Raw genomic sequence first — 19,908 nt, forward strand, 5'->3', positions numbered from 1 at the left:
GCTGAAGTCGTTGATTCTCCTCAACCTCAGACCGGTTCTGATCCGCACTCTGAACAGAACCATTTCTGGACGAAGCGCCAGCGGATGAGACTGGCGGCGATCTGATGGACGGCGGTGAAGATGTCGGCGCGTCCCCGGGGGCGGCCGACGCACTGGCGGATCGCCGGCACGGCATCGACCACATCCTCCAGCAACTTGCTGTCACGCCGGTTGGCCGGAAAAGCCCGCGACCGGGATGGTGCGGGCTGATGGGTGGGATTGTCGGTTTGATGACGCGGGCGCATGCTGGCCGCCCATGGATCGGCCATGGAGGCCAGCATGCCAAAACCGCAGTACAGCGCCCGCATCCACATCCAGGCGATGCTGACGCGTGATCAATCCTCTGCCTGCTGACGGCCGATCCGGACACGGGAGAGGTTGCCGAGGTCGATGAGGTGGCGCCGCCCGACCACTCGATGCTGGTGAGCTTGTGCTCCAGCCCGCCGGCCTGGATTCGGGACTGGTAGGCGATCCAGCGGTTCAGGCCGGGGCGGCTTGGCGTGAGCAATGCCCGCAACGACCGGCCCGACTTGGTCGAGCCGGTCAACCCAGCCTGATGTGAGGATCAAGCATGGTTGTAGCCAAGGGGGTGCGGGCGCCAGCACGGCGTTGGGCTTCCTGACTTCTGCCGCAACGCGCCAGAAGTAGACGCTGCAAAATCACATTTTAATTAGAGTAGTTCGCTCCAGTTGTAATTCTATATCTAATGCCGCCAGATCCCATCGATGAATTGCAGCTTCTGCAAACCGTTACATGATTCGATTCATCTGTATACCACGTGGTTCTTGTGGATCTATTCGAATTGTATCCAACATCATTCCAGTGTTTGGCAACGGGATCAACGTGATCAATTGATGCATCGCTATTCAAAGCGACGTGACCGACTCCAACTGGACAGATCCACGTATTTGGAAGTACACCTGGATTATTTTTAACGTAATCAGTCATTTTCTTTTTTGCTGTACTATTATAATAGTTACCGTAATTTGTTTCTCTAATTGAGTTATTAAGATTTTTAGGATTACTCAACCAATCAATAAGATTCTTCATAGTTCCTTGCGGATTTGGTCCAACTTCTTTTTTTATTTCCGCAATTACCGACGATTTATTTGATCCTGAATCAAATAAATTAAATATTTTATTTAGCAATACATAATTATCACCAGTATCTCCCGCGCACTCCATCTCAGTTAATAGATCCTGTATTTGATCTTCAAGAGCAACCGTTGTTTTTGTATTGAAATTCATGCGCTGAATCACCAGTCGACCGGGATGCTTGACGATTGCGGGATCTGCCCTAACAACGGTCGCGGGTTGAATCGCTAGCCCCATCGGTTGCCATCGGGCGGGTGGCGGTTCAATGGTAACCGGCCGCCACGCAGGACGCTGCGTCGCTGGCTGAACCGTCGGCTGGCTCGGTCGGACCGGATTGGCTGGCGATATCCTGGCAGTATGCGGTTGCGAATGAATATGAGCACTGTGATCCACAGGCAGATTGAGAACCGATGGGGTTGCCCAAGATTTAGGGGATGAGGCCAAGTTGGGAACAATGGTGGGTGGATGCGGCACTGTTACAGCCAACTTTGGCAAAATCGTCGCAGACGAGGCGGGCGGCGCGATATTGTGTTTTACTGCGGATGGGACAGACGGTGGCGCAAAAACACCCTTTCTGGAAGATGCCGGAGGAGAGGTCGGTGTGGGTGAAAACGGACGCTTGGCAGACATCGGACCCCTCTCTTCCATCCAGTTGACTGTCAGCTCAGCAATGACGCGGCGGACAGGAAAAACACTGCTCCAAAACGGTTCATCACGCACCCCAGGATGTCCGTGTGCCTGTGAGCGCAACCTGAGTATCTCCATCCAGGGCATGTGTGTCTATCGCGTTTGGGCAGGCTGACAACCTCGGTGGACGCGCTCGCCGGCTTCAAGGCGCTGGATAAGAGTGCGGATCAGAACCGGTCCGAGGGTGAGGGAGGTCAACGGCTTCAACACGCCAGATCGGGGTTTTGATAGGCGCTCTTAGCGCCATCGGCTTCCGGAACCCCTGCCTCTCCGTCCATCGTCTCATTGCGGGGGTCACGGACCGTTTTCCATACTTCCCCCGACAGCACCGCGCCCGGCCGGACGATCCGGCGGCGGTGCCCACCGGGGAGGAAAAACCATGAGGATTCTATTCGCCGCCGCGACCCTCGCGCTGTTGGCACAGCCGGCCCTTGCGCTCGACGTGCGGGAGTCGGCGCGGATCGCCGCCCCCATCGGCAAGGTGTGGGAACAGGTCGCCGCCTTCTGCGCCATCGCCAACTGGCACCCGGCGGTGGAGGGCTGCACCCTGCGGCAGGGCGGCGCAGTCGAACGCGAACTCGCCCTCAAGGGCGGCGGCGCCATCGAGGAGCGGCTGATAGCCAGCTCCGACCGGAAGCACCGGCTCCGCTACACCCTGCTGACCGGGCCGCTGCCGGTCGCGGACTATATCTCCACCATCCGCCTGAGCGCGGTGGACGCCAACACCACCCGCGTCGTCTGGTCGTCCCGCTTCAAGGCGAAGGGCGCCTCCGACGCCGAAGCCCGCAAGGCCATCGCCGGCATCTACACCGCCGGTTTCGACGGTCTGCGCAAGACGCTGGCCGGTCAGCCGCCGTCGCACTGAGGGGGCCAGGCGGCTCCACGGAAGCGCGCAATCAGCGATCATCCATTCTATTGACTGTTTCTATCGCCAACTGTCAGGATCAATCTCCGGTGACGCCACCGCGCGCCGACAGAGCATCGCTTGTCCACGACATCGACCACCGAGGGAGACGGACACATGCCCACCCGGAGACTGATGCCGGATGTCATCAAACACCAGGACCTGTCCTGCCTGCCGCCCGACGCCACCGCGCGGGACGCCGCCCTGCTGATGGCCGAGCGGCGCATCGCCGCCGTGCTGGTCACGACCGGGCGGACGTTGAAGGGCATCGTCACCGAGCGCGACATCACCGTCCGCGTGGTGGCTGCCGGACTGGATCCGGCGGCGACGCCGCTCTCGACGGTGATGACCGCCGACCCCGACACGCTGGAGCCGGCGGCCTCGGCGCTGGCGGCGTTGGAGCTGATGGAACGCCACCATTACCGCCACCTGCCGGTCGCCGTGGACGGCGAGGCGGTCGGCATGGTGTCGATCCGCGACTTGTTCGCGGTGGTCCGCACCCATCTGGAGGACGAGATCCGCGACCGCGAAGCGTTCATGTTCGGCTCCGCCTATTCGGCGGAGGCCACGACCTAAGGGAAAGGGCGCCGGTCGGCCGGGCGCCCAGGTCGGGCGCTTGGTTGACGCAACGGTAACGCTGCATTGCGGTGGGGTCGGGTTGACCGGACGGCTCACCCCACCGATAGTTCACCCTGTCACAGGTCGCCCCCGCCGCAGCCGGCCGTCCGCCGGCCGCCGGGCGGGTTCCCCCGACACGATGAACCGAAGGTCCCGATGCCCCTGTCCGCCCCCGCCGCGCGCGAACCGATCCACACCCGTCGGGTCACGTGCCAAGGCTACCGCCGCGCCGACGGGCTGTGGGACATCGAGGGTCACCTGACCGATATCAAAAGCTACGGCTTCGACACCGAGGAGCGTGGACGGCTGGAGCCCGGCGATCCCATCCACCAGATGTGGATGCGGCTGACCGTGGACAACCAGTTGACCGTCCGGGCGGTGGAGGCGGTGACCGACGACAGCCCCTACGGCGCCTGCGGGTCGATCACCCCCGCCTTCCAGACGCTGGTCGGCCTGCGGATCGGCGCCGGCTGGACCAAGGCGGTCAAGACGCGGCTCGGCGGGCCGAAGGGCTGCACCCATCTGGTGGAGCTGCTGGGGCCGCTGGCGACGACCGCCTTCCAGACCGTCTTCCCCATCCTGGCCCGCGAGGCGGCGCGGAAGGCCAGGGCCGAAGGGCGCGACCCGCGGGACTCCAGCGATCCTCCGGTCCTGCTGAACATGTGCCACATCCTCGCCAGCGACGGCGATGTGGCGCGGCGCAACTGGCCCCGTCACTACACCGGCGCCGACCGCGATGCGGACGGTCTGGATTCGAAGGAGGGGAACCGCGCGGCGGCGGATTGATCGCGGACCGGGCCGGCTCTCACACCTCCGCGAAGGGCAGGCCCACGGCGGGTGGCGGCTTGCCGCCCGGCGCCGAGAAGGCCGGATCGCCCGACCCGCCGGAACCGCCCACACGCTCCCCCTCGTCGGCCACGGGCAGTTCGAACGGCGTCCCCAGGAAGGGATCGCTGCCGCCATGGCCGGCGCGGATATGCCCGTCCTCGGTGCAGGCCCGGCGGTAGTAGGCGGCGATGAACACGCGCACGGCGGACGTCAGCGTCACCTCAGCCTCGTCCGGCGGCACGCCGCGGCGGCGCGCCTGCTCCTCGATCCGTTCCTTGATCGAGGTGCACAGCCTGTTGACGGTGAGCCCTTCCCGGCGGCCGATGTCCTCCAGAGCGTCCCACATCGACGGTTCCAGCCGCATGCTCGTGCGGTGGCCGCCGATCATGATGTTCTGGCTCTTCAACGGTTCCACCCCATGCTTGGGGTTGTCCGCCTGCTTCTTCTTCGGCCCACGCTTCGCCATCCGCAGCCCCTTCCACGAAGCCGCCGGTGGACACGCGCGATCTGCGGCCACCCCGGCGCGATAAATGGTTGCATGTCCGGCACTTTACTAAACGATGCGAGAATTGCAACCTCAGTCATGTAGAGATTTATTTCATATCCCGAATATATCTCTCAATGGTTGCATGCGTATGTATGCGTATCCATCACGGAAACGGGTGCCGTCAGGCGACCTCGGCCGGGGTGCGGGTGGTCAGGGCGAGCGCGTGGACACGTTCCGCCAGCTCGTCGGCGAGCAGGGCGTAGACCATGCGCTGGCGTTCGACCCGCGAGCGGCCGACGAAGGCGGACGAGACGACGGTGACGTGGAAATGCGTCTCGCCCTTGGCGTCGGCGCCGGCATGGCCGGCGTGACGATGCGACTCGTCGATCACCTCCAAGGTGTCGGGGGCGAGGCCGGCGGCCAGTTTCTCACGGATGCGGGTGGCGTATTCCATGGGGTCCTCAGGAGGGGCCATCCGGGGCCGGGCTTCGGCCACCGGAGAATACACAAGTGAGTGCGCCGTCAAGCCTCTGTCAAGGTGCGCGCGCCACTCTTTGCGGAGGGCGGAAGCCCTCTCCGGCGCGCTTGCCAGAGCGGACGGCTGTTCCCATACTTGCCCGATGAGCAAGCACCGCGCCCGATCCTACGCCGACACCCACACCGCTGCGCGCGGCGCGACCCGCGTCTGCGACCATCCCGAATGCGTCGCCGCAGGCGAATACCGCGCACCCAAGAGTCGCGGCTCGCTCAACGAATACTGGTGGTTCTGCCTCGACCATGTCCGGGAATACAACCGCGCCTGGGACTATTACGCCGGCATGTCCACCGACCAGATCGAGGCCGAGGTCCGCCGCGACACCACCTGGCAGCGCCCGAGCTGGCCGATGGGCAAATGGGCGGCGCAGGAGAAGTACCTGCGCGACCGGGTGCTGCACGGCTTCAGCTTCGAGTTCGGCCACAACCCCGGCAAGGACCGCGACGAGGAGAAGGCGCACCGCCGCCAGCACGCCCGCTCGGTGGAGGAGGAGGCGCTGGCGGTGCTGGATCTCGTCCCGCCGGTGGACTTCCCGACGATCAAGGCGCGCTACCGCGAGCTGGCGAAACGGCACCACCCCGACGCCAACGGCGGCGACAAGGCGGCCGAAGAAAAATTGAAAGAGATCAATCTGGCCTACAACACGCTGAAAGCCTGTTATGCTGCCTGAACCCGCGATGGCGCACCGGGTTTCCCCCGCGACCGCCGGACAACCGACACTTGCTGGAACGTAAGACCCCAACCATGCCTTCCCAAGGAGCCACGCAGGCCAGCTCGGCCCTGTTCGACCACAAGCCCGACACGACCGTCTCGGTGCGCGAGGTTTTCGGAATCGACAGCGACATGCGGGTGCCGGCCTTCAGCCAGCGCACCGAGCATGTGCCCGACCTCGACGAGGCGTACCGCTTCGATCGCGACACGACGCTGGCGATCCTCGCCGGCTTCGCGTTCAACCGCCGCGTCATGGTGCAGGGCTATCACGGCACCGGCAAGTCGACGCACATCGAGCAGGTCGCCGCGCGCCTGAACTGGCCCTGCATCCGCGTCAACCTGGACAGCCACATCAGCCGCATCGACCTGATGGGCAAGGACGCCATCGTTCTGCGCGACGGCGTGCAGGTGACCGAATACCGCGAGGGCATCCTGCCCTGGGCCCTGCAGCACGCCTGCGCCCTGGTGTTCGACGAGTACGACGCCGGCCGCCCCGACGTGATGTTCGTGATCCAGCGCGTGCTGGAGGTGGAAGGCAAGCTGACGCTGCTCGACCAGAACCGCGTCATCCGCCCGCACCCGGCCTTCCGCCTGTTCTCCACCGCCAACACGGTGGGCCTGGGCGACACGACCGGCCTCTACCACGGCACGCAGCAGATCAACCAGGGCCAGATGGACCGCTGGAACATCGTGGCGACGCTGAACTACCTGCCGGTCGACGCCGAGGTGAAGATCGTCGCCGCCAAGGTGAAGGACTACGACGACGCCAAGGGCCGCGAGACGGTGGCCTCGATGGTGCGTCTGGCCGACCTGACGCGCTCGGGCTTCATCAACGGCGACATCTCCACCGTGATGAGCCCGCGCACGGTCATCACCTGGGCCGAGAACGCGCGCATCTTCAACGACGTGGCCTTCGCCTTCCGCATCACCTTCCTCAACAAGTGCGACGAGGTGGAGCGGCCGACGGTGGCCGAATACTACCAGCGCTGCTTCGGCGTCGAACTGCCGGAGACGGGGGTCCAGGCGAACCTCGTGTAAGCGGCGGGTGGAGGACGGAGGAGACGATGGGCCACATGGTGATCGGACCGGACGACAGCTTGTCGCTGCCGAAGGTTCTGCGTGACCAGCTCGGCCTCAAGCCGGGCGATCCGGTGCGGATCGACGTGGATGCGGCCCATCACTCCATAACCGTGAGCGAAGGCAGCGGCACCACGGTCGGTGCCGAACCCTTGCGCGCCAGGAATCCCCTGGTCGCCGGCCGCAGGACAAGCCTGAGGCTGGAAGCGTCCGTGTGGGAGGCGCTGGAAGACATCGGCCAGCGTGAAGGTCTTTCGCTCAACGCGCTCTGCACCCAAATAGACCGGAGGATCGCGGAGCGGGCACGCCGTCATGGCACCGGAGACGGCGAGGCGAGCGTATCCTTGGCCTTGGCCATTCGTACGTTCGTGCTTGGCTATTACCGGCACGCCATCACCAAGGCCGGACGGCCGCGCTCCGACACCGGCGAGGATCTCTTCGCCGGCACGCCGCTCGCGCTGCCGCCGACCGACGAGCCCCCCGAAGACCGCACCCCGATCCGGAAGTCCATCGACTCCCTCATCGGCATCGGTGGCACCTTCCATCGCCCCGTACCGTCCGAGGACATGGACGACGCCATCCGCAAGCGGGCCGCCGCGAGGTTCCTCGGAGAATGATCGGCCTCGACACCAATGTCCTGGTCCGCCTGATCATCGAGGACGACAAGGCGCAGGCGGCGTTGGCACGGACCGCCGTCCGCAATGCCGTGGCCTCCGGTAAACGCTGCTTCGTCAGCCACGTCGTGCTCGTCGAGTTCGCCTGGGTGATGGAAAGCGTGTTCGAGCGGACACGGCCGGACATCTGCCGCTTTCTGGACGCGATCCTCGACAGCGAGGATTTGTGCGTCAAGGATGAGGATGTCGTTTCCGCAGCCCTCGACCATTACCGAACCGGCTCCTTCGACTTTGCCGACGCGTTGATCGCGCTCGGCAACCACGCCAGGGGTTGCACCACCACCCTGACCTTCGACCGCAAGGCCGCGCGCCTGCCCGAATTCCAACATCTGGCCCAGACCTCCCCATGACGACCCAGAACGACACCCCCGTCGAGGCCTTCAAGCGGTCCACCACCGCCACGGTGCGCGCCCTGTCCCATCGGGCGGAGGTGCAGGTCGCCTTTTCCGCCGACCCGCCCGGTCTCGCCGGCCAGCGCGTGCGGGTGCCTCAGCCGGCGCGCGACCTCAACCCGGTGGACGTCGCCAAGCTGCGCGGGGCGGCCGACGCCGTGGCGCTGCGGCTGCGCCACCACGACCCGCTGGTCCACGCCCACCGCCTGCCGCTCGGCGATTCCGCCCGGCAGGCCTTCGACGCCATGGAGCAGGCGCGCTGCGAGGCGCTGGGCTCGCAGCACATGGCCGGGGTCGCCCGCAACCTGGAGGCGGCGCTCGACGACAAATACAGCCGCCAGGGCTTCGACCGTTTCGAGGACCGCGGGCAGGTTCCGCTCGCCGAGGCGCTGCGCATGATCGCGCGCGAGGCGATGACCGGCGCTGCCCCGCCCCCCGCCGCCGCCCACGCCGTCGATCTCTGGCGCCCGTGGATCGAGGAGAAGCTGGGCAAGGACCTGCGCGGTCTCGCCAGGCACGCCGCCGACCAGGATTCCTACGCCCGCGCCGTCCGCCGGCTGCTGACCGACCTCGACATGGAGGTCGGCCAGGAGGCCGACCAGGAAGAGGAGGAGCAGGAGTCCAAGGAGTCCGCCGAGAGCGCCGAATCGCCCGAGCATGGCCAGACGCGCGGCCAGGACGACCAGGACAGCGACTCCGAATCCATGGCCTCGTCGGAGATGCAGGACAGCTCCGAAATGGGCGAGAGCGCCGAGGAAGGCGCCGGCGAGGAAGGCGACATGGAGATGGGCGAGGGCGAGGGGGCCGAGGAGCCCGCCGGCCCCGGCCAGCCCTGGCGCAACGACGCCAACCGCCGCAACGAGGCCGACCCCAACGCCTACAAGGCCTTCACCACCCGCTTCGACGAGGTGGTCGACGCCGCCGACCTCTGCGACCCGGCGGAGCTGGAACGGCTGCGCCACCTGCTCGACCAGCAGCTCCAGCACCTTCAGGGCGTGATCTCCAAGCTCGCCAACCGGCTGCAACGCCGGCTGATGGCCAAGCAACAGCGCTCCTGGAGCTTCGACCTGGAGGAAGGCATCCTCGACGCCGCCCGTCTGGCCCGCGTCGTCGCCAACCCGGTGCTGCCGCTCTCCTTCAAGAAGGAGAAGGAGACGGACTTCCGCGACACGGTGGTGTCGCTGCTGATCGACAATTCCGGCTCGATGCGCGGCCGGCCGATCTCCATCGCTGCGATCAGCGCCGACATCCTCGCCCGCACGCTGGAGCGCTGCGCGGTGAAGGTGGAGGTGCTGGGCTTCACCACCCGCGCCTGGAAGGGCGGGCAGGCGCGCGAGCATTGGGTGGCGTCGGGCAAGCCGGCCCACCCCGGCCGGCTGAACGACCTGCGCCACATCGTCTACAAGTCGGCGGACATGCCGTGGCGCCGCGCCCGCAAGAATCTCGGCCTGATGCTGCGCGAGGGCATCCTCAAGGAGAACATCGACGGCGAGGCGCTGCAATGGGCCTACACCCGCCTGCTCGGCCGGCCGGAACAGCGCCGCATCCTGATGGTGATCTCCGACGGCGCGCCGGTCGATGATTCCACCCTGTCGGTCAACGCCGGCAACTATCTGGAGCGGCATCTGCGGCAGGTGATCGAGCAGATCGAGACCCGCTCCCCGGTGGAGCTGGTGGCGATCGGCATCGGGCACGACGTGACCCGCTACTACCGCCGCGCCGTCACCATCGTCGACGCCGAGCAGCTGGGCGGCACGATGATGAACAAGCTGGCCGAGCTGTTCGACGAGGACGACCGCCGGGGCGGCCGGCGCTGGCGCTGATCCGGCGGGGCCAGCGCCCCGCCCCCCCATGACCACCCGCCGTGACAGGGGCGGCGGGAGGGGCCGGCGCAATCGGCATCCCTTGCGGACGGGCCGTCTCCATGCCGACTCGCCTTTTTCTCTTTTTCCGCCCCCTCCACTTCCGGCTTGCTACCCATGATGCCCCTCGTCCATCTTCCACGATGAACGAGGGACGCAATGCTGAAGTCGCTGTCGACGCTCCACAGGACCTGGACCGAGAAGCATCGGTCCTCCGCCGAAGGCGGCCGCAACGCCCTGCAAGGGTTTCGCTACCAGACGCTGCTGGCCATCGCGAAGGCCCTGGACATCCACCGGGCCAAGGCGCGCGACCGGATCCGCGCCGACGTTCTCACGGAACATTTGTCCGACCTATGCGTCATCGCCGACAAGCCATCCATCGTGCAGGTCAAGCGCACGCTCGACGCCACGAAGCTGAAGAAAGCGCTGCGGGAGCTTTGGACGATCCACGAGGTCGCCAGCGATTCGACCCCGGAATTGCTGGAGGCCGCCGTCGGCCTGACCTACGGCGTGTCCGCCCGCTTCGACAGATGCGGCGACCCCCGGGCCACCATTGATGGCTGGACGCCGGACACCGCCGCGTCGCAGGAACGCATCGACGATTTCAAGCGGCGCTTGACGGTCCGCTTCGAGGTCGACCCGGAAAACGAGATCTTCGAACGGCTGGCCAACGACTTCCACGACCCGTTCCCGCGCCGCACCCTGAATGTCTGGCTGGGAGAGGAGTTCAATGGCAGCGAGACGGAGGTCGGCCGCCTGATGCAGCGCGTCACCGACAAGCTGGTGGAGCTGCGGCAGGCACGGGCGGAGGAACGCCGCCCCGCCGAGCTGATGCTTGTCCGCGAGGCGGACGAACCGCCGCCCGACACTCTCCGCCATGACGGGGTCGGCCGCGCGGTGCTGACCGGCGAGGCGCCGAAGCTGGATCATCTGCGGCGCGGCTTCTTCGCGCCGCGCGCGGTCTACCGGGACCTCGTCGACCAGGCGGAGTCCTGGATCGAAACGCGGACGGAGCGTTGGGATCCGACCGACGGCACGCTGCGGATGCTGTGGCTGCAAGGCCGGTCGGGAACCGGCAAGAGCGTCGCCCTTCTGCACATGATGACCGCGCTCCGCAAGCGCCGGCATGGCCCGGTCCTGTGGATCGGCAACACCATCCGGCAGCTTCCCACGGCGATGCGGATCGCGCTCGACCTCGCCGCCGCCCAGGATGTCCAGCCGATCATCGTCGTCGACGATCCCTACGCCCCCAACGCGGTCGATGCGCCCTTCACCTTCTGGGACGAGGCCTATTCCCTGCTGGAGGCGCGCGAGAACGGCGCGCGGCTTCCCCTGATCCTCGCCTGCGGGCCGGGCGAGCAGATCGACGTGTGCGAAGGCGATCTGACCGCCGACCGCATCGCCATCGACCGCCTCCCGCTTCCGCTGGAGGATGCGGCGGAACGGCAGAGCCTGCGCCTCTGGTACCGTGACCGCACCGGCGAAGACCCGCCCCGCTACGCCGAGGGCGAGGATGTTCTCCTGGTCCAGCTGTTCCACGACTGGGCCCACCGGGAACGCCTGGACCATTTCGCCGACCGTTTCCGCAACCGCATCCGCGCCATGGCGGCGGTCGGCCTGGAGGATCTGTTCAGCCAGATCATCGCCCTCAACCGCCTCTATGTCGGTTATCCCGACGCCGCGCTCGAACGGCTCGACGACCGCATCCAGGGGTGCATCGCCCAACTGACCGAGGAATTCCACCTCGCGATCCATGACGGCGAGGACGGCACGGCGCTCGGGCGTCCGGGCGTGTGGCTGAAGCACCCCCATCTCAGCAACGTGATCTACGATCGTTGGTTCAACCCGGACTCGCCCAGCCAGCGCCCGGTCCGCAACGGCCATCTGCGGGACGCGACGCTCGCCGCGCAGCAGCATGGACGGACCCCGCAGCAGCGGACCGCCCCCTTGTGGACCATCAGCCGCGGCTCCAGTCTGGAGGGGGTCGACCTGACCGGGCGGCTGTCCGTCAAGGACGCTCTCGACGTGCTGCTCCAGGTCTACAGGCGGTTGGACGACACCCGGAACGACCTGTCCCGCCTGCCGGTGTGGATCGAGATCGAACGGCGCTTTCCCGAACTGAGGCTGGATCCGTCGCCATGGCGGACCGCGCTTGGGCAACTGGCCGGCGCGACGCCGGCCGACAAGGGGCTCCGTCTTACCGCACGCCATCTGCTCAAGACGGCGAAGGGGCTCGGGGACGCCGAGCGGCGCCAGATCGAAACAGCGGTCGGGGATCTGCTGGAGCGCTTCGCCGACACGGGATGGCATGACTGGCGCCCCCTGGCCATCGAGGCGACCTTCACGACGGGCAATCCGCGTTTCGCGCGCCTCCTCGCCCGGATGTTTGGAAGTCAAGGCTCCGCGTCGGTCAGCCTCGAAGTGTCCATTCTTCTCGACCGTTGGCCTGATGATCCAGACGTGACCGCCGCCGCCATCCAATGGTTGGACCGCGTCCCCACCACCAGCATCGGCTGGTCATGGATATGGGAGAAGGTTTGGAGCCGCGCCTCCCATGACGCCGCGCTGCAACGTCTTTCCCACCGTATCGCCGACGCTTGGCACACGCCACCGACCTTCTGGAGCTTCATCTGGGAGCGCTTGTGGGAGCTGTCGGGCGGTACGCCCAATTTGAAGCTTTGCGCCCTTGGTTGGCTTGGCCACATCGAACCGGGCCATGGCTCCTGGAAGTATGTCTGGGAGAAGCTCTGGGAGGCTGCGCCGGGCGACAGGGAACTGGACCGGCAGGCCAGGGAATGGCTCGGACGCGTCCAACCGGACCATGGCTCCTGGGGATTTGTCTGGATCAAGCTCTGGGGCACCACGCCGAGCGATCGAGAGCTGGGCCGGCAGGCCAGGGAATGGCTCGGACGCGTCCAACCGGACCATGGTTCCTGGAATTATGTCTGGGTCAAGCTCTGGGAGGCCGCACCGGGCGACAGGGAACTGGACCGGCAGGCCAGGGAATGGCTCGGACGCGTCGAGCCAAACCATGGCTCCTGGTATTATGTCTGGAGCAAGCTCTGGGACACCACGCCGGGCGATCGAGAACTGGGCCGGCAGGCCAGGGAATGGCTCGGACGCGTCGAGCCAAACCATGGCTCCTGGAAGTATGTCTGGGAGAGGCTCTGGGACGCCGCGCCGGGCAACGCGGAGTTGGAGCGCCAAGCCAGGGAATGGCTCGGTCACGTCGAACTGGACCATGGTTCCTGGGGATTTGTCTGGATCAAGCTCTGGGGGGCCGCGCCGGACAACGCGGAGTTGGAGCGACAAGCCAGAGAATGGCTCGGACGCGTCCAACCGGACCATGGCTCCTGGGGATTTGTCTGGATCAAGCTCTGGGACGTCGCACCGGGCGACGGAGAACTGGAGCAGCAGGCCAGGGAATGGCTCGCCACCGTTCGACCACAACATGGTTCCTGGAATTATGTCTGGGAGAAATTGTGGTGTGCTTCGCCCGATCATGACTTGGAGAGACTGGCCCGTGCTTGGCTGAGCAAAGCCTCCTACAATCATGGATCGTGGAAGTATGTCTGGCGGGCGCTTTGGAAAGCACATCCGGGAGATCGCGACCTGACGAGCGCAGGGCGGGACGCGCTTGCGGCCACAGCCGGGCAGGACCACAAATGGGACATGATCTTCCTTCCGATGGCCGAGGTCCTGGCCGCTTCCGGCGTCCTGCCCGACAGCGGGATGGCCGAATGGGCAAGGCGGTGGCTGGCGCGCTTCCCCGATCATCCTCAATGCAAAACCGTACGGCGGAGCCTGGGCGGAACCGGCGAAGCCGTACCGGCAAAGGCGCCGCCGTCATAAGCAGCCTCGCCTCGGCGAAAGGGGTAACGCGCCCGTCGGCGCCTCCCCATCGGGGAGCGATCGTTTTGGAGGCTGGCGCCGCCGCCCCGCCGCCGCTACAAGAAGCCTTGATCGGTCCACCACCCGAAGGCGGTCTCCCGCATGCTGAAGCGCCTGTACGACTGGACGATGGCCAAGGCCGCCTCGAAGGACTCCACCAAGTGGCTGGCCGCCGTGTCCTTCGCCGAAAGCTCGTTCTTTCCGCTGCCGCCCGACCTTCTGCTGGTGCCGATGGTCATCGCCAACCGGCGAGCATGGTGGAAGCTGGCGACCATCTGCACGCTGGCCTCGGTGGTCGGCGGCATCGCCGGCTACATGATCGGCTATTTCCTGTACGAGACGCTCGGCCGCTGGGTCATTGACTTCTACCACCTTGCCGACAAGTTCGACGCGCTGCGCCAGACCTTCGTCGAGTATGGGGCCGAGATCCTGATCATCAAGGGCATGACGCCCATCCCCTACAAGCTGCTGACCATCACCGCCGGGGTGGCGCACCTGAACCTGTGGGTGTTCATCGGGGCGTCGATCATCTCGCGGTCCATGCGCTTCTTCCTGGTGGCGGCGCTGCTGTACTTCTTCGGCGAGCCGATCCGCGCCTTCATCGAGAAGCGGCTGACGCTGGTCACCAGCGTCTTCGCGGCGGCGCTGATCGGCGGCTTCCTGGTGGTGAAGCTGCTGTAGGCCGCCCCTCCCCGCGACGCCCGCGCGACGGCGTCTTGGCGGCGGCCTCGTGAAAGTCTTTGTGTCCGTCGTGTCTTCGTGGTGAAACGCGCGGACCACCGCCGCAACGACCCGACAGGACCGACATGCCCCCGCGCGGGCGCCCGCCCCTTCCCCAACGTCCCCGCCCCCAGCAGACGCCCTTCCAGGAGGAGCCGCGCGCCAAGCTGTTCCGCGTCGCCGGCCTCGCCGCCGTCTCGGCCCTGTTCGAGCATGAGCCGGCCCGCGTCGAGCGTCTGTTCTTCGACGAGCGGCTGAAGCCGGCGGTGAGCGGCTTCTGCAAGACCATGGCCGCCGCCCACAAGCCCTACCGCATGGTCGAGGGCGACGAACTGGCGAAGGTCGCCGGCACGGTGCTGCACGGCGGGGTGGTGGCGCTGATGGCGCCGCGCGCGCTGCCCGCCCTCGACGGCGAGGCGGCGCGGCGCTGGAACGAGCCGCTGCTGATCCTCGACGGGGTCGGCAACCCGCACAATCTCGGCGCCATCCTGCGCACCGCCGCCTTCTTCGGCCTGCCGCGGGTCGTGCTGTCCGACCATCCGGGACAGGCCCAGCCGTCGGAGGCCGCCTACCGCGTCGCCGAGGGCGGCTTCGAATGGGTCGAGCTGTTCAAGGCCGCCAACCTGCCGGCGCTGCTGAAACGGCTGCGCGCGACCCACCGGGTCGTCGGGACCGCGCTCGATCCCAAGCGGGTCTCGATCGATGTCGGCGGGCTGACGGCGGGCGGGGCTAAGCCCCTTGCCCTGGTGATGGGCAACGAGGAGGACGGCATCCCGCCCGCCACGCTGGCCGCCTGCGACACGGTGCTGACCATTCCCGGCAGCGGCCGGGTGCAGTCGCTCAACGTCGCCGCCACCGCCGCCATCCTCATCCACGCGCTGGCGGCGAGGCCCTGAGCGGCGGCCCCATCGGAACGGTCAGTGGCCGCCCAACGCGATGAGCAGCACGATCGCCACCCCGGCGAGGCTCGCCAGCGGCAGCATCTCCACCCCGTCGCGCGTCCAGGTCGGCGAGGCGCCATGACCATGGACGCCATTCGGCGCGCCGGCGGCGATGTCGTCGGCCCAGCCATGGCGCGACGGCACCGCGCCGGGGGCCGACACCGCCGGGGCGGCCGGGCTGGCGATGCCCACCACGCCGTCCCCGCGCCGGTAGTCGCCGGACGCCGCGCCGCGCGAGCGCATCAGACGGGAATCGTCCAGTTCGACCTCGACCCCGGCGGCCTCGATGCGCTCGACGGCGGCGGCGATCTCCTCCGGGGTCATCGTCTCGATCGGCAGGGCGGCGCCGAGCGCCTCGGCGCCCAGGCGGTTGCCGGAACGGCGGCCCTGCTCGATCAGGGATTGGATGGTCGCGTCGCTGACGGGCTGGGTGGTGGCCATGATCATCGTCTCCGCAAAGAAAGATGTTTCCAGATGAACAGCCGGACCCGGCCCCAAGGTTCCCAGCCGATTCCCGACCGCCCCGCTCGGGCTTGCTTCCGGGTTGCGGCGATCCGACATTAGGGGTCATCCCATCGCACCATCCATCGGAACGGAGACCAGCATGCTGGGGCAGTTTCTGCGCAAGCCGGCCACCCTGCCGGGACCGGACGAGGCGCTTCCCGGCCGAAGCGAACCGATCCCGGTTCCCGACCGCCACGCGATCAACGGCAACCCGCTGAAACCGCCCTACCCCGCCGGGCTGGAGGTGGTGGATGTCGGGCTCGGCTGCTTCTGGGGGGCGGAGCGCAAGTTCTGGCAGATCCCCGGCGTCTGGGTGACGGCGGTCGGCTACCAGGGCGGCCACACGCCCAACCCGACCTACGAGGAGGTCTGCTCCGGCCGCACCGGCCACACCGAGGCGGTGCGCGTCGTCTACGACCCGGCCAAGGTGAGCCTCGACACGCTGCTGCGCGCCTTCTGGGAGGCGCACGACCCGACCCAGGGCATGCGCCAGGGCAACGACGTCGGCACCCAGTACCGCTCGGCGATCTACACCCACACGGCGGCCCAGCTGGAAGCGGCCCAGGCGACGCGCGACGCCTACCAGCAGCGGCTGAAGGCGGCCGGCTACGGCCCCGTCACCACGGAGATCCGCGAAGCGCCGCCCTTCTACCACGCCGAGGGCTATCACCAGCAGTATCTCCACAAGAACCCCGGCGGCTATTGCGGCCTGGGCGGCACCGGGGTGAGCTGCGCCGCATAAGGGGATGCACCCCGCAGGGTGCGGCATAAAGGCCGCGGCCCGGCGGACACCCGCCGGGCCGCCCGTCCGGGGTAAGCCCTTGCGGTTGCGTGGCGGGGTTCCTTGCGGGTATGGTTCGGGCGGTCCATGAAAGCTCCCGCGGCGTCACGCACCCGGGGCGCCGCCCGTCCTGCTGCGATCATCGATGACAAAGGAAAGAACCGAGCTGGCGACGCCGTATCTCAGCGGCCTGCTCGATTTCTGGCTTACCAAATCCACCGGCGGCCGGCCTCCGTCGCCGACCAGCATCGCCCCGGCCGACCTGCGTCCGTGGAAGGACAACATCGTCGTCTTCGAGGTGATCGGCGACGACGCCGGCGACGGCGGGGCCTTCGTCTATTCCTATTACGGCAAGGCGCTGGCCGCCGCCTTCGGCCATTCGCGCCTGGGGGCGACGGTGGACGTCCTGCCGGCGGAGCAGCGCGCCATCCTGCAACCCGAATACGACACGGTGCGGCGGGAACGGCGGCCGGTGGCCCGCGTCTACACCGCCGAATTCGCCGGCCGGACCCGGAGTTGGGAACGGCTGGTGCTGCCGATGTCGAGCGACGGCGCCATCATCGACAAGCTGCTGGTCGCCGCCTACGAGGTGACCGCCCGCCCGGCCGCGGCCTCGCCGGGTGCCAACCTTCCGGCCGACAGCCCCCCGGCCGGCGGCTCTCCCTCGCCGGAGATGGCGCCCGATGCGGCGGTCGACCAGCCGCCCGCCGCCGATCAAGACACCGACCAGAACACCGAACAGAAGCCGGGAGCCTCGGCATGACGCCGCGTATGCCGCACCTCGCCGCCCCCCCGACCCAATCCGGCGTCGTCACCGCCGACGAGTTCAACCTGTGGTGCGCGCTGAACGGCCGCCCCTTCAACCTCGTTCCCAACGCGCGCGGCGAAGGCCGCGTGATGTGGGACGTCGAGGTTCTGCCGGGCACGCCACGCGCCGGCACCGTCTATTCCACCAACCTGTCCGACGAGGCGCTGGCGGTGGTCGCCGGCTTCGCCTTCCTGTCAGGGGTCGAGTGGGCCTACGAGGCGCGCGAGCCGACCGAGGCAGCGGTCGCCCCGGCCACGGCGACCCCAGCGCCGGAGAGCGCCGACGCCGCGGCGGAGCCGGACATCGCGGAGACCGAGGCGGCGGAGCCCGAAGCCGCTGGGGACGCCGCCGGGGACGCCGACATGGTGGCGGACCCGGACACCGCCGACGCCGGCATCGAGACCGACACCGCGCCGGAAGCCCCGGAGGATGCGGACGGCTACCCGACGGTCTATTCGCTGCCAGCGGTGACGCTGCTTCAGAGCCCGCCGCCGCGCCCGCCGCAGCAGCATGACGAGGCGCTGCTGGCCCGCAACGCGCGGATGCTGGAAACCGTCCTGAAGAATTTCCGCGTGCGCGGCGAAATCATGGACGTCCGCCCCGGCCCGGTGGTGACGCTCTACGAGTTCGAGCCGGCGCCCGGCACCAAGTCCGCCACCGTCATCAACCTGACCGACGACATCGCCCGCTCGATGAGCGTCGTCACCGCCCGCATCGCCATCGTTCCCGGCCGCAGCGTCATCGGCGTCGAGCTGCCGAACCCGGTGCGCGAGATGGTCTATCTGCGCGAGAGCTTCGACCACGACGCCTTCCGCAACACCAACGCCCAGCTCGCCATCGGGCTTGGCAAGGACATCAGCGGCGAGCCGATCGTCGCCGACCTCGCCCGCATGCCGCACCTGCTGGTCGCCGGCACGACCGGCTCGGGCAAGTCGGTGGCGATCAACACGATGATTCTGTCGCTGCTCTACCGGCTGCCGCCGGAGCGCTGCCGCTTCATCATGGTCGATCCCAAGATGCTGGAGCTGTCGGTCTATGACGGCATCCCGCACCTGCTGACGCCGGTCGTCACCGACCCGAAGAAGGCCGTCGTGGCGCTGCGCTGGGCCGTGCGCGAGATGGAGAGCCGCTACGAGGCGATGTCCAAGCTCGGCGTGCGCAACATCGAGGGCTACAACGCCCGGATGACCGAGATGATCGCGGCCGGCGAGAAGATGCCGCGCCGCGCGACGCCGGCCGGCGAGCCGGAAAACGTCTTCGACATGACCCCGCAGGAGCCGACGCCGCTTCCCTACATCGTGGTCATCGTCGACGAGATGGCCGACCTGATGCTGGTGGCCGGCAAGGAGATCGAGGCGGCGATCCAGCGTCTCGCCCAGATGGCGCGCGCCGCCGGCATCCACCTGATCATGGCGACCCAGCGCCCCTCGGTCGACGTCATCACCGGCACCATCAAGGCCAACTTCCCGACCCGCATCAGCTTCCAGGTGACGTCGAAGATCGACAGCCGCACCATCCTCGGCGAGGCCGGGGCGGAGCAGCTTCTGGGCCAGGGCGACATGCTCTACATGCAGGGTGGCGGGCGCATCACCCGTGTCCACGGCCCCTTCGTCTCCGACGCCGAGGTCGAGGAGATCGTCCAGTACGTCAAGGCGCAGGGCGCCCCCAACTACGTCACCGCCATCACCGAGGAAGAGGAGGAGGCGGCGGCCGTCGAGGACGACGAGGGCGGCGGCGCCGGCCTGTCGGGCGACGACCTCTACATGCAGGCGGTCAACCTCGTGGTGCGCGAGGGCAAGGTGTCGGTCAGCTTCATCCAGCGCCAGCTCCAGATCGGCTACAACCGCGCCGCCCGTCTGGTCGAGCGCATGGAGACGGAGCGCGTCGTCGGCCCGGCCAACCACCAGGGCAAGCGCGAGGTCCTGCTGTCCAGCGCCGGCCTGTCGGCCAAGCGCGCCGGCGTCTAGGGCGGAAGCGGCATGGCGGGCAGCGGGGACGCCGTCGAGGCGCTGGTCGCGCGCATCGGCGAAAACGATGCGCTGCTTCACGCCGTCGTGCAGGCCGTGCGTCAGGCCGTCCGCGCGGCGGTCCCCGGCGTCACGGAAAGCGTGAAGTACGGCGGCGTGATGTTCGAAGGCTCCGCTCCGTTCGGCGGCGTGTTCGCCTACAAGGGGCACGTCTCGCTGGAGTTCAGCCGGGGATGCGACCTCGACGACCCACGGGGCGTGCTGGAAGGCAGCGGGAAGTTCCGCCGCCACATCAAGCTCCAAAGCGTCGCGGACGTGGAAGCCAAGCATCTCCGGGACTATGCCGCCCGGGCCGCCGCCAACGCCCGGGCCCCCGCCTGACACCGC

The 19,908-nt window shown here is 67.5% G+C and carries 19 protein-coding genes and 1 pseudogene; 15 read left to right on the top strand and 5 right to left on the bottom strand.

The window, feature by feature from the left end; genetic code table 11:
- Nucleotides 1-26: 26 nt before the first annotated feature.
- A pseudogene (locus JN22_RS16395) lies at nt 27-239 on the bottom strand (hypothetical protein); the annotation flags it as partial.
- A gap of 466 nt (nt 240-705) precedes the next feature.
- Nucleotides 706-1,854 carry a hypothetical protein gene (locus JN22_RS16400; protein ID WP_143268341.1) on the bottom strand — a complete coding sequence of 383 codons (1,149 nt, stop codon included), beginning with the start codon at nt 1,852-1,854 and terminating at the stop codon, nt 706-708.
- A gap of 346 nt (nt 1,855-2,200) precedes the next feature.
- Between JN22_RS16400 and JN22_RS16405 the strand changes: the two genes are divergently transcribed.
- The 3 genes from JN22_RS16405 (at nt 2,201) to JN22_RS16415 (ending at nt 4,129) form a co-directional block, all read left to right on the top strand.
- A complete protein-coding gene (locus tag JN22_RS16405; protein ID WP_085554987.1) occupies nt 2,201-2,686 on the top strand; it encodes an SRPBCC family protein in 486 nt (161 codons plus the stop codon).
- Between the two features lie 156 nt (nt 2,687-2,842).
- Nucleotides 2,843-3,301, top strand: coding sequence for a CBS domain-containing protein (locus tag JN22_RS16410; RefSeq protein ID WP_085554988.1), 459 nt, complete (start codon nt 2,843-2,845; stop codon nt 3,299-3,301).
- A gap of 198 nt (nt 3,302-3,499) precedes the next feature.
- Nucleotides 3,500-4,129, top strand: a complete 630-nt coding sequence (locus tag JN22_RS16415; RefSeq protein ID WP_085554989.1) for a DUF2889 domain-containing protein — start codon at nt 3,500-3,502, stop codon at nt 4,127-4,129.
- Between the two features lie 19 nt (nt 4,130-4,148).
- Here the strand turns inward: JN22_RS16415 and JN22_RS16420 are convergent, their stop codons facing one another.
- Nucleotides 4,149-4,637 carry a ribbon-helix-helix domain-containing protein gene (locus tag JN22_RS16420; protein ID WP_085554990.1) on the bottom strand — a complete coding sequence of 163 codons (489 nt, stop codon included), beginning with the start codon at nt 4,635-4,637 and terminating at the stop codon, nt 4,149-4,151.
- A 202-nt stretch (nt 4,638-4,839) separates the two neighbouring features.
- Complete coding sequence (locus JN22_RS16425; RefSeq protein WP_085554991.1) at nt 4,840-5,112, bottom strand: BolA family protein; 273 nt, start codon at nt 5,110-5,112, stop codon at nt 4,840-4,842.
- A gap of 166 nt (nt 5,113-5,278) precedes the next feature.
- Here JN22_RS16425 and JN22_RS16430 point away from each other — a divergent pair, with 166 nt between their 5' ends.
- From JN22_RS16430 to JN22_RS16465, 8 genes are all read left to right on the top strand, one after another.
- Nucleotides 5,279-5,863 (top strand): DnaJ domain-containing protein, encoded by a 585-nt coding sequence (locus JN22_RS16430; protein ID WP_085554992.1) that lies wholly within the window; start codon nt 5,279-5,281, stop codon nt 5,861-5,863.
- A gap of 74 nt (nt 5,864-5,937) precedes the next feature.
- On the top strand, nt 5,938-6,942 hold the full coding sequence (gene cobS / locus JN22_RS16435; RefSeq protein ID WP_085554993.1) for a cobaltochelatase subunit CobS: 1,005 nt from the start codon (nt 5,938-5,940) through the stop codon (nt 6,940-6,942).
- 35 nt (nt 6,943-6,977) lie between these two features.
- Nucleotides 6,978-7,598 (top strand): ribbon-helix-helix domain-containing protein, encoded by a 621-nt coding sequence (locus JN22_RS16440; protein WP_211099669.1) that lies wholly within the window; start codon nt 6,978-6,980, stop codon nt 7,596-7,598.
- Entirely contained in the window at nt 7,595-8,005 is a 411-nt protein-coding gene (locus tag JN22_RS16445; RefSeq protein ID WP_085554994.1) for a type II toxin-antitoxin system VapC family toxin, read from the top strand. Before JN22_RS16440 ends, JN22_RS16445 begins: the two co-directional genes overlap by 4 nt.
- The gene (gene cobT, locus JN22_RS16450; protein ID WP_085554995.1) at nt 8,002-9,870 is read left to right on the top strand and encodes a cobaltochelatase subunit CobT; all 1,869 of its coding nucleotides are present in this window, start codon (nt 8,002-8,004) and stop codon (nt 9,868-9,870) included. Before JN22_RS16445 ends, cobT begins: the two co-directional genes overlap by 4 nt.
- A 198-nt stretch (nt 9,871-10,068) precedes the next feature.
- Complete coding sequence (locus JN22_RS16455) at nt 10,069-13,761, top strand: P-loop NTPase (RefSeq protein ID WP_085554996.1); 3,693 nt, start codon at nt 10,069-10,071, stop codon at nt 13,759-13,761.
- A gap of 141 nt (nt 13,762-13,902) precedes the next feature.
- Nucleotides 13,903-14,481, top strand: a complete 579-nt coding sequence (locus tag JN22_RS16460) for a YqaA family protein (RefSeq protein ID WP_085554997.1) — start codon at nt 13,903-13,905, stop codon at nt 14,479-14,481.
- Between the two features lie 125 nt (nt 14,482-14,606).
- Complete coding sequence (locus JN22_RS16465; RefSeq protein ID WP_085554998.1) at nt 14,607-15,416, top strand: TrmH family RNA methyltransferase; 810 nt, start codon at nt 14,607-14,609, stop codon at nt 15,414-15,416.
- Nucleotides 15,417-15,437: 21 nt separating this feature from the next.
- On the opposite strand, the gene JN22_RS16470 is transcribed toward JN22_RS16465, so the two are convergent.
- Nucleotides 15,438-15,902, bottom strand: a complete 465-nt coding sequence (locus JN22_RS16470; RefSeq protein ID WP_085557199.1) for an RNA polymerase sigma factor region1.1 domain-containing protein — start codon at nt 15,900-15,902, stop codon at nt 15,438-15,440.
- A gap of 163 nt (nt 15,903-16,065) precedes the next feature.
- Here JN22_RS16470 and msrA point away from each other — a divergent pair, with 163 nt between their 5' ends.
- The 4 genes from msrA (at nt 16,066) to JN22_RS16490 (ending at nt 19,902) form a co-directional block, all read left to right on the top strand.
- Nucleotides 16,066-16,707, top strand: a complete 642-nt coding sequence (gene msrA / locus JN22_RS16475) for a peptide-methionine (S)-S-oxide reductase MsrA (RefSeq protein WP_085554999.1) — start codon at nt 16,066-16,068, stop codon at nt 16,705-16,707.
- A 184-nt stretch (nt 16,708-16,891) separates the two neighbouring features.
- Nucleotides 16,892-17,509, top strand: a complete 618-nt coding sequence (locus JN22_RS16480; RefSeq protein ID WP_085555000.1) for a PAS domain-containing protein — start codon at nt 16,892-16,894, stop codon at nt 17,507-17,509.
- Nucleotides 17,506-19,521: a DNA translocase FtsK gene (locus JN22_RS16485; protein WP_085555001.1), complete on the top strand. Its 2,016-nt coding sequence runs from the start codon at nt 17,506-17,508 to the stop codon at nt 19,519-19,521. The genes JN22_RS16480 and JN22_RS16485 overlap by 4 nt, the downstream gene beginning before the upstream one ends.
- Nucleotides 19,522-19,533: 12 nt before the next feature.
- On the top strand, nt 19,534-19,902 hold the full coding sequence (locus JN22_RS16490; RefSeq protein ID WP_085555002.1) for a DUF1801 domain-containing protein: 369 nt from the start codon (nt 19,534-19,536) through the stop codon (nt 19,900-19,902).
- Nucleotides 19,903-19,908 lie beyond the last annotated feature (6 nt).

It is taken from the genome of Azospirillum agricola (assembly GCF_020005195.1).
GTDB lineage: Bacteria > Pseudomonadota > Alphaproteobacteria > Azospirillales > Azospirillaceae > Azospirillum > Azospirillum agricola.